This is a genomic window from Crocosphaera sp. (assembly GCF_030064895.1).
Lineage (GTDB): Bacteria > Cyanobacteriota > Cyanobacteriia > Cyanobacteriales > Microcystaceae > Crocosphaera.
Window position 1 is genome coordinate 21764 of the sequence record NZ_JASJEB010000039.1, and the last position, 10492, is coordinate 32255.

10 protein-coding genes are annotated in these 10492 nt (G+C 33.2%); 6 read left to right on the top strand and 4 right to left on the bottom strand.

The features are described from left to right. The first annotated feature begins 108 nt into the window (after positions 1–108). The 3 genes from QNJ66_RS11210 (at position 109) to QNJ66_RS11220 (ending at position 3965) form a co-directional block, all read left to right on the top strand. Entirely contained in the window at positions 109–1482 is a 1374-nt protein-coding gene (locus QNJ66_RS11210; protein WP_300506543.1) for an amidase, read from the top strand. 84 nt (positions 1483–1566) lie between these two features. Next, positions 1567–2307, top strand: coding sequence for a Uma2 family endonuclease (locus QNJ66_RS11215; RefSeq protein ID WP_300506545.1), 741 nt, complete (start codon positions 1567–1569; stop codon positions 2305–2307). A gap of 11 nt (positions 2308–2318) precedes the next feature. Further along, entirely contained in the window at positions 2319–3965 is a 1647-nt protein-coding gene (locus QNJ66_RS11220; RefSeq protein ID WP_300506547.1) for a DUF1749 domain-containing protein, read from the top strand. 85 nt (positions 3966–4050) lie between these two features. On the opposite strand, the gene QNJ66_RS11225 is transcribed toward QNJ66_RS11220, so the two are convergent. Further along, positions 4051–4854, bottom strand: coding sequence for an SAM-dependent methyltransferase (locus tag QNJ66_RS11225; RefSeq protein ID WP_300506550.1), 804 nt, complete (start codon positions 4852–4854; stop codon positions 4051–4053). Between the two features lie 35 nt (positions 4855–4889). Continuing rightward, a complete protein-coding gene (locus tag QNJ66_RS11230; RefSeq protein ID WP_300506552.1) occupies positions 4890–5633 on the bottom strand; it encodes a DUF3598 family protein in 744 nt (247 codons plus the stop codon). A 65-nt stretch (positions 5634–5698) separates the two neighbouring features. Here QNJ66_RS11230 and QNJ66_RS11235 point away from each other — a divergent pair, with 65 nt between their 5' ends. Then, on the top strand, positions 5699–6715 hold the full coding sequence (locus tag QNJ66_RS11235; RefSeq protein ID WP_300506555.1) for a hypothetical protein: 1017 nt from the start codon (positions 5699–5701) through the stop codon (positions 6713–6715). A gap of 10 nt (positions 6716–6725) precedes the next feature. On the opposite strand, the gene QNJ66_RS11240 is transcribed toward QNJ66_RS11235, so the two are convergent. After that, positions 6726–7562: an SDR family oxidoreductase gene (locus tag QNJ66_RS11240; protein ID WP_300506558.1), complete on the bottom strand. Its 837-nt coding sequence runs from the start codon at positions 7560–7562 to the stop codon at positions 6726–6728. Positions 7563–7662: 100 nt separating this feature from the next. On the opposite strand from QNJ66_RS11240, the gene QNJ66_RS11245 reads away from it, so the two are divergent. Both QNJ66_RS11245 and QNJ66_RS11250 read left to right on the top strand, forming a co-directional pair. Then, on the top strand, positions 7663–7890 hold the full coding sequence (locus tag QNJ66_RS11245) for a hypothetical protein (RefSeq protein WP_300506560.1): 228 nt from the start codon (positions 7663–7665) through the stop codon (positions 7888–7890). Between the two features lie 254 nt (positions 7891–8144). Then, the gene (locus QNJ66_RS11250) at positions 8145–8933 is read left to right on the top strand and encodes a DUF3598 family protein (protein WP_300506563.1); all 789 of its coding nucleotides are present in this window, start codon (positions 8145–8147) and stop codon (positions 8931–8933) included. Between the two features lie 10 nt (positions 8934–8943). Here the strand turns inward: QNJ66_RS11250 and QNJ66_RS11255 are convergent, their stop codons facing one another. Next, positions 8944–9876 carry an NAD-dependent epimerase/dehydratase family protein gene (locus QNJ66_RS11255; RefSeq protein WP_300506566.1) on the bottom strand — a complete coding sequence of 311 codons (933 nt, stop codon included), beginning with the start codon at positions 9874–9876 and terminating at the stop codon, positions 8944–8946. Between the last annotated feature and the right edge of the window lie 616 nt (positions 9877–10492).

Consider the following 10492-nt stretch of genomic DNA (forward strand, 5'->3'; position numbering starts at 1 on the left):
TTTTTTGCTTTAATAAAGGAGACAAAGTGATGGTTCTATTTTTTTAGCTATCTGTATTTTAAAATTTGTTTCAAGTTAGTCAACAGTTACAAAAAACACATCTAAATAATGAATTTAACATTTTTACCTGCTCATATCTTAGCAAAAAGAATTCGTGAACGCCAAGTTTCTTGTCAAGAAGTTGTCACAGCTTATTTACAGCGTATTTCTCAATATAATCCTCGACTAAACGCCATTGTCACTTTAGATACAGAGCAAGTTTATCAACAAGGAAAAAAGGCGGATGAAACTTTAGCAAAAGGTGATATTATCGGACCTTTACACGGTGTTCCCATAACCATTAAAGATAGTCTAGAAACTCAGGGACTGAAAACAACCTGTAGTTATGAACCTTTAGCTAATTATATTCCCCAAAAAGATGCAACTGTTGTTGCTAAATTAAAAGCAGCCGGAGCTATTATTTTGGGAAAGACAAATACACCTAAATTAACAGCAGATTTTCAAACCAATAGTCCTTTATTTGGTAGGACAAATAACCCTTGGAATTTAGATTATACTCCAGGAGGAAGTACAGGAGGAGGTGCAGCAGCGATCGCTGCTAGATTATCCCCTTTAGAGATAGGAAGTGACTTAGGAGGTTCCCTTCGTGTGCCGGCTCATTTTTGTGGAATTTGTGCCTTAAAACCTACAGAACATAGGGTTTCAACTTTTGGTCATATTCCCGAATTACCGGGTAATCCTCGGACTATTAAACATCTACAAACCGTAGGACCTTTAGCTCACTGTATTGATGATTTACTGTTATGTTTATCTATCATAGAGGGGGTTGATATTCAACAATCATGGGTAAGAGAATTTACTGAAATAATTGACCCCATTAAATCTTTAACATCTTTGCGTTTTGCGTGGATAAAAGGGATTGGAGACATTCCCAGTTGTTCAGAAACTAACCATGCTTTAGAAAGCTTAGGTTTATGCTTAACTGACTTAGGATGTCATGTTGAAAATAGTTCTCCTTCTAATCTTTATTTTAGTCAAAATTGGGAAATATATCAAACAATTTTGAGTTACGAATTTAGAGAATTTTCTCAAAAAGATAAATATGCAGGTTATAAAATGGCTTTGGAAAAACGGCAGATGATTGTTGATAAGATAGAGCAGTTTTTTGATAACTTTGATGTTTGGTTAATACCGGTTGTTCCTATTCCTGCTTTTCCTCATTGTACCTCTGGTAGTGACATAGAAATAGAGGGCAAAAAATACCCCTATCTTCAAGCAATTGGTGCTTATACAACCTTATTTAACTTAACAGGTCATCCCGTGGTTGTGCTACCCTTACAGCTATCATCTCAAGGTTTACCAATTGGTGTTCAATTAGTGGGAAAAAGAGGTGCTGATATGAAGCTTTTAAATATTGCTCAAAAACTAAGTAAAATCATTAATCATTTATCCTGTACCTTGGATCAAGAAACTAACAAATAATTTTGAGCGACTTGAGAATACCTGGTGTACAATTAAAATACTATTTAAAATTATAGATTTTGGTTGTTTTTAAGTGTGATTATTATGTATCAGACCGATGCTCTAAATGATCCGAAAAAAGTCCTCCCAACCATGTATGATCTCCCTAGTGAAGATCCAGAGGAACCCGGTGTGCCAGATCAATATCACATTCTACAACCCCGACTCCTTGAATACACATTTCATCCTGCTAATTATCCCCCAGATGAAGTATTTATTGCTACGGATATGAATCTTTATTATGATGTACGTCATACGGTTTGGTATAAGCGTCCAGACTGGTTTGCTGTGGTAGGAGTCGATCGCTTATATGAACAACAGGATATGAGGTTAAGTTATGTGGTCTGGCAAGAAGGAATTAATCCCTTTGTGGTGGTAGAATTGTTATCACCAGGAACAGAAAAAGAAGACTTAGGACAAACATTACGAAAAGCAGAAAATCCCCCTACTAAATGGGAGGTTTATGAACGCATTTTGAGAGTTCCTTATTATATTGTTTTTGACCGTTATAGCGATCAATTAAAAGTATTTCAGTTAACCGGAAGTCATTACAGAGAATTAGAATTAATTGAATCTAGGATCTGGATGGAAGATATTGGCTTAGGGTTAGGACTTTGGCAGGGTTCTTATGAAGGGATAGAAAGGCTATGGTTACGGTGGTATGATCGTAATCGAAATTGGATTTCTACCCCTGAAGAAATAGCTGAACAGGAAAAACAAAGGGCTGATAAATTAGCACAAAAACTAATCGATATAGGGATTGATCCAGAATCAATTTACAAATAGGATATATAACAATGATTAACACTTATTTATTACAACTATCTAAAGATGAATTGAGCAAACCTTTGAGTAAAAGAATTCCTTGTTCAATTGTATTTTATCCTACAGTTTTTTCTCTAGAAAAACCAGCGATTATCTATTTACATGACTGGAATAAATATCCTTATACCGCATCAATTTGTTCTCTAGGTAAAGCATTAGCAAATCAAGGTTATGTTTTTATAAGTTTAGGGATATATCGTCGGGGAGTAGAAGGTCAAATGATGGCTATTCCTGATAATGATATTGATGATATTGATCGAGGAATACAATATTTAAAAGGTAATGGTTGTTATAATATTATTCTTATAGGTGAAGGAATTGGTGCTTTAGGTGTACTAAAATATCAATTAACTAAAGAGGATAATGATATAAAAGGAATTGTCTTAATTCGTCCTTTCCATAGTTTAGATAATTGGCTTAAAAATAAAATAGGGGAAACAAGATATGAAGGGATATTAGAAAAATATGCACCTGAAGTCATAGAAGGAAACGAAGGGTTATGGGTTGATTTTAAAGTTCCTTATGTTGCAGAAGAATCTTTATTAATTTATCAATCTTATGAGTCTTGGTTATCTTGGTGGAGTCCTAATGCTGAAACAAAAATATCTGATTTATTGGCTGAAATATCAACCCCTGTTTTAGCAATTTCTCCCTTACAAGAAATAAATTCAAACAATATCAATACAACCATTAAACATCTAGATGAAAATGAAACAGTAGAAACAGTTGTTGATTCTTGGATCAATAAATTAGAAGTTGATAAGACAGCTAATTTTCAGTTAGATGCAACAGAAATGATCCCAGTTAATGAGATTATTTCTGTTAAAACATCTGATAATCGTTCTTTAATTGGGTTACTGTGGGAAGATGATAGATGTCAGGAAAATAAGACAATTATTATTCATGTTAGAGGAAAAACAGGAACCCCAATCACGGAACCTTTAACCTCACAAATGGCTGAAATTTATCTTAACAATAAGATAGCAACTTTAGTTATTGAATTACACAGAAGTGGTTATGGTGGTAGTCTGGAATCAGCAGCAGAAATGGATGTGGAAGATATTCATTCTTTTGTTCAATTTATGTTAAAACGAGGCTACAAGCACATTATTTTATCTGGGCAAAGTTTAGGGAGTAATAGTATTATGCGCTATTGTGTTCAACATCCTCATCCGAATATAAAGGCCATGGTTCATTTTGCCCCCACTCAAGATGCTGCAACTTGGTTAATTAATCATCTGGGTTCTGATAGTTATAATAGTTTAGTAGAAGAAGCACAAAAAGCGATAGAAAATGGTCAAGTAAATTTAGGTTTAATTGGGAAACCACCATACGATAAAATGCTGTCTCCTCATCGTCCGAATGCTTGGTTATCTTGGTGGGGTCCTGATGCAGATACTGCTAATTTAAAGACCATTTCTGAGGTAACGATTCCTATTTTGATGCTTTGTGGTAGTCAAGATTTTTTCAATGATCGAGAACGTCTTGATACCCTCAAAGCAGCAGCAATTAATTCACCCCTTACGGATATTATTTGGTATGAGGGATGTGGACATAATTTTGCTAACTTTGAACAACAAGCAGCGAATGATGTTGTTAATTGGTTAAAGAAATTGTAGCAACTAAAGTCAGAGTATAGCATAGGGATAATTTTGAAAAGATTAACATTTTTCCTACACTTTACCTTTTATTGAAAAACTACAACTATGATTGTTTCTTTGCAGTTACAAAAAAGACCCGTTTAACATTAGGAATATGACGGGGAGGTAATTTATTGATATACCTTCCAAAATGAGCATTTTCATCTCCAGGTTGAACCACTGATGCTCTCCAACCATGATCAGCAAATAGGGTTTCTGGTTCATCAAAACCAGAACACCAATGTTGTCTAATTTTAGTATCACCTTCTAATGATTTTCGGTTAACTAAGTCAGCAGCTATATAACTGTTTTTAGCACTCACATCAGAAATTGTTTTTAGGAGTTGATTAACTTCGATTTCAGTTAAGTAATATAACAAACCTTCTAATAACCAAATAGAAGGTTGATCTTGACAATATCCTGATTCTAATAATAAATGAATCCAAGGAAATCGTAAATCAGCTTTAATACTATGACAATTATTGTTAGGAGAAACATTTTGAAGTATAGTATTTTTATAATCTAAAACTTCTGGTTGATCAATTTCATAAATATGGGTATTTTCTGGCAAATTTAAACGAAATGCTCTAGTATCCATTCCTGCACCCAAAATAATGATTTGATTACACTGAGAAGCTGACCTAATTAAAAAATCATCAAAGAAACGAGTACGAACAGGTATATAGGGTCTTCCTTTTTGTTTTGTGATGATATTTTTCTTAGGATCTAATGCTAAAAAAGCTTCTTCTCCTGCTAATTTTCTCGCATAGGGGTCTTTAAATAGAGCATTTTCTCGTTCTGTTTCTATTGCACGTTCAGCAGCAATTAATAATGAAGTAAAAGGAACAAATTTTTTTATTTCAGACATAATAACTTAGTTTTTTGGGATAGTTTAAAATTCAATTAATTTACAGGTGTAAATGTTTCAACGGTAAAATAACTCAATTCAGATGCTTCATAATACACAATTCCTCGTTTTAGTAATTCATCATTAATTTGCCAATCAACTCCAATTAAAAACGATTGATTTTGCTCCACTATTTTGGGACAAGTGACGATAATATTATCGCCAAGGTCTTGTATTAAATAATCTTTATTCAATTCCTTGATTGATTTCCAATTAGTTTTTATTGGTTCAGAAATTACCTTGTCAGTCGTCATTTTTTGTAAACTTCCTATCCAGGTTTCATCAGCTTTTTTAAGTTCAGCATGGTTATTTTTATTTTGTTGAGTATCTTTATTATTCAAATATTCGATTCCAGTCGAACTATATTGTAGTGTTCCAGTTTCATCATATCGAAAATAACAAAGCACTCGTTTATCTTCATATCGAAATCCAAATTCAAAAATAAAGATTGCATCAGGTTTCACTATTTTAGAACCCCAACAAAAGGTACTATCTAGGAATAAAGCACTGGTTTGAGGTTTTTTATAGATACCATAATTCTTAACTTCATTAGTTCCATCACTATAAAATAATTCATCCTGATGGGTTATTTCACTTTGATCTTGATTCAGATGAAGATGAGTAATAACATCCCAAGTTCTAATCACTTTACCCTCTGGAGAATAGCGTTTTTTGCTTCCTTTCCAATCTCCAGTATGATAATTACAGAAATTATCCCAATTTTTAAGTTGTATATTCATAACATTGTTCAGATAAAAATTGTTGACTATATTATAGTTGATATAGATTTTTTAGGTATTAATCAATGACAAATCCATCCATTAGCGGATTATATGAAATTGCGATCGGTATCACAGCAGCAGATGAAAGCAATTTAATCAATTATTGGGACAAGTTTGGGTTTACGGTTAATCTCTCTGGAAACCTGGATAGAGAAGCAACTAAAAAGTTGTATGGGGTTGATTCTAATGTTCGTTCTCTGCGTCTTGAGAATAAGGTCACAGATAGAAGTTTATTGCGTCTGATGATTTGGGATAACCCTGTGAATGAAGGATTAGGATTGAGTCCTTTAAAAGTAGTAGGAAGTCGTTGGGGAACATCTTTATGTTTAGATGTGTTTAATGTTGCTAATCATGCAGAAGATGGCCAAGATATGGGACTTCCGATATATTATGTTCCTCCGCAACGCAATTTAATTAATCGTCCTGAAAATTTTACCCCATTTGCTCAAGCTAACCCCTGTGTTCATGAAATGGTTTTAATTCAACCTTTAACCCGACAAGTTATCTTTCAACGTCATGATTATCATCGGCCTAATTCTGGTATTGTTAATCCAGATTCTCATTTTAAAGCATCTGAATTTGTTCATGCTGGACTCATTGTTGACTGTGAGGATGAAACGTTAGATTTTTATGATCAAGTCTTAGGATTAGTTCGTACTGTGGATAATGTTGAAAGTGGATATAGTCTCGCTTCTCGTAACATACTGGAGGTAAAAAAAGATAATCCTGATGAAAGAATGTTTAGCTATTATTTTATTGCTCCTGGTTATGACTTGAAAGAAAAAAATCAAGTTCAATCAGGCAATTTTGAAGTGTTACGTCTGGAAGGAAATTTAGAGAATAAGCAGCAATATTCTCGTCCTGGTTGTTTAGGAACATCTTTATATACTTTAAAAGTTACTGATATTGATTCATATCATCAAAAAGTTAGCAATAGTGAAGCAACAGAAATTACAGAAATTTTTGTTAATGAGTTTGCAGAAAAAAGCTTTTCTTTTGTTGCTCCTGATGGCTATTTTTGGACTTTATTACAAAGTTAAATATCTCAATTTACTGTAAATGGAACCCCCCATCAATTGGTAAAGCAACTCCAGTAATAAAAGCAGCTTTAGGGGAACATAAAAAGGCAACAACTTGACCAATTTCTTGAGGTGAACACCAGCGTTGCATCGGTGTATTTTTAATTATTTTCTGCATCATTTCACTATCGACTCCACCAAATTTTTCGGTTACACTATTCCAAGCTTCTGTCTTCGTAAAACCAGGAATAACAACATTAACATTAATCTGTCTTGCTGCTAATATTTTTGCGTAATATCTGGTTAAAAATTCCACCACAGTTTTCCCTGTTCCTGGCAAAATATAAGAGAGTTGTGGGGTTTGGTTCATATTACATCCAGGGGAAGAAGTTGCTACAATATAACCCTTGCCATCTTCCATATAATTAACCGCTTTTTCTACACAACGAATAAAACATTTAGGGTAAACATTTTGATAATATTCGTATTGTGCCAGACTGGTAAAATTACCATCTGCTAATAATTGACGTTGTTGATCTGCTGCTGCTTGAGCTTCTTCTGATGCAGGAGTTGTCGTCATACCTAAGTATAAACCTGCATTGTGAACCAATGCTGTTAATTTACCGTCAAAATTGTTTTCTAAACAAACAAAAAATTTATCAATTGTTTCTGCTTCAACAACATCACCTTTGACAGTATATACCTTGATTTTATATTCAGCTTCTAATGTTTTCTTGGCTTCCTTTGCTGCTTTTTCGTTACTATTAAACCCCAGAATCAAATGATATCCATCTGCGGCCAGTTGTTGAGAAATACCAAAACCGATACCACGAGTTCCTCCGGTGACAATTGCTACTTTTTGTGTCATAACTTTGAGATTTGTTGTGCAATAGAAGTTTATTATGTTCTTTAAGCTATATTATAGAGAGATTATCTTAATTTTTCATCCCTTACTTTAAAAATTACTGATGACACTCGCTTCCAAGCAACCGATAACAGAACAAGTAACAGCAACTTCATTACTATCAGAAATAGAGGAGCAGTTTAACTGGAAAGAATGCTGGTATCCTGTAACATTTGTGCAAGACTTACCCAAAGATCGTCCTTATGCTTTTTCTTTGTATGATGAACCTTTCGTGTTATTTAGAAATGAGGAAAAGCTGATCAAAATAATGTTCCAACGGTTGCTGATTTAGATGATTCTGCTGTTATTAGCTCAGACGTTGTAATGGATATTCCTTACGATCAAACTTTTTTTATTGAAAATGTAATCGATCCTTCGCATATTTTTATCAGTCATAATGGCTCTATTCTTGGCCTAAATATTTTGTGGTTGCTGCCTCTCTGTTTTCCGTTGCTTTAGCGGTTGTCGCTGAACAAGTAAAAATTAAGTTTGAACGAGATTACACTCGTAATTGAGCAAATAATTCAAGTTTTTTGAGGAAATAAAATGATCGATCTTAAAGAGAAAAACTGGCAACATTTTACCGATCAACATTTATATGATTGGCATGGTATTTGGACGCGATATACTCCCACAGGAGAAGTGATGGAGTCATTTCGTAGTCTGAGACATTTTGAAGGTAATGGTGACAATACAGAAATTTATCAGCTAAATCAATATATTTATGCTGAAGATGATGTTAAAGAACAAAGGTGGAATTTTAATCAGAAAGAAAATAGTTTATTGGATGGGATGTTTCATCCTCAAGCTGAGTTAATGCGGGGTTATTTCTTTCCTTCTGGTCATTCTATTTGGGCAACAACTCAGTTAAAATCAGAAGCTTATTTTGCAATGGAGTTATTTTTTAGATACCAAAGTCTCAGACATAGTGTTGGTATCGTTTATGATGACCAAGGAAATTTATTTAGAACTGCTAATATTCGAGAAGATTTCACTGGTTACCCTTCTTCCTATTGGTCAACAGATTTAGAACAATTATCCCAACGAAATCTAAACAAAAATTGGCAAGGAACATCTATAAGCATTACTTCTAATTTAGAAATTTCTGAACCTATTTCTACTCAATTTAGTTGGGATAGGAAAGGACATAAATTCTTCTATTTACCTGATGGTGTTTCTATTAGCTGTCCCGAAAAAGTAACTGTAGGAACCTCTTTTGATTGTGTTGTTAATTGGTTAATTAATGAAAGCGAAATGCAACAATTAATTCCCAGTTATGATGTAACAGGGAAGTTTCAATCTTTAACCCTTGAAAAATATGAGTTAAAACACTAATTATAGCTTCCTAAACAAGGGTATCAGCATAAATAAACTGATATCCTTCTTGTTTAATTTTACTGTTATCAACCCTCGCATTTAAGGAACTAAAAGAAGGTTTACTTTCGTCCCAATAAACTCTTTCTAATTGTTGGCGATCGCAGATTAAATTACACAACTCTTTGCTGTTCAATTTCATATCATTAACCAGGTTATAAACTCCATGACATCCTTTTTCATTCACAAATTCAATTCCCTTAACAATATCCTCTAAATGTATCCAAGCAACATAATTTTCTCCATTTCCTGGTAAGGTTTTCCCGGACATTCTTCCTAGTCTTTTATTTAACTCTCTACCTGGTCCATAAATACCTCCTAAACGTAACAAACAAACCTTAATATCTTCTCGTTTTAACCCTAAAATAATGTTTTCTGCTTCCACTAAAACCTTGCCATAATCACTCTCAGTATCCAAAGGTGAATTTTCATCTACCCATTCCCCTTTTTTGTCTCCATAAACGGAACCACTGGTAAGATAAATAACCTGTTTAACTGTTGAATTATTGTTTAATAGATTAACTAAATTTTTCGCTGTGGGTATATAAGTTTGTTCATAAATTTCTGCACTAACTTGGCGATCGCTAATGGGTGCAATACTAACTAAAATTGTCTCTTGATCCTCTATAACTTTTTCCATTTCCTCTAAATTATTTCCATTCATAACAATAGGATTATGAGTGATATTTTCTAATTCCGAAATTTTTTCCTCTCTGGTAGTAGTTCCTGTTACAATATAACCCTGTTGATACCAACAACTGGCCACAGCTTTACCCACATAACCACAACCAATTACAGCTACTTTTTTACCTATTTTCTCTTTTTTTTGTTCACCAATAGGGGCAGAAGATAGAGAAGATATGTTATTATTGTGTTTGAGATTTTGCTTATTTATAGTTTGCATTCTGATAATTTTTTGTATTTTTTCTTAATATAACAAGACTTTTTCAGGATAGCAAAGATTAAAATCAATGATCTGCTAGTTTGTGCAATTTAAATAAAATAAGCTTATCTAATAATTTTTTATTTATTTAATATACTTATCAAAAGCTCATCGTTACAAACGTTAACAAAATTTTCGTTTTTCCTGATTTTGCCCAAATTTGCCAGATTCTTGACTTTTGGTTAATTTCGTTTTATGATAGTAGTGCTATAGACTGGAAGTATTGTAATCAAAAATATATGTAAGCCTTGAAACCTAGTTCCTGTCTAGGTTTTAATTTTTAGAGGTTTCTGCGATCGCTTCAAAATAAAGATATTTAACAAACTTTTTTGATTAGAACTAATCAACTATAAACAATAATTGTCAACCAGACTTTACAAAATAATAATTTATATGGTAAAGAGGATATTTGTTTTTACAATGTAACCTGTAGGGGTTGATGCTGCTCCCAAAAACCTACCTAATATTCACTAAAGTTACTCATAATAGTATCTAAATTTCATAAATAAGTAGGTTATTGTGTTTAAAACCCTAATATGATACAATCAAACTCAACAGTTTTGGTCATTATCTCAAA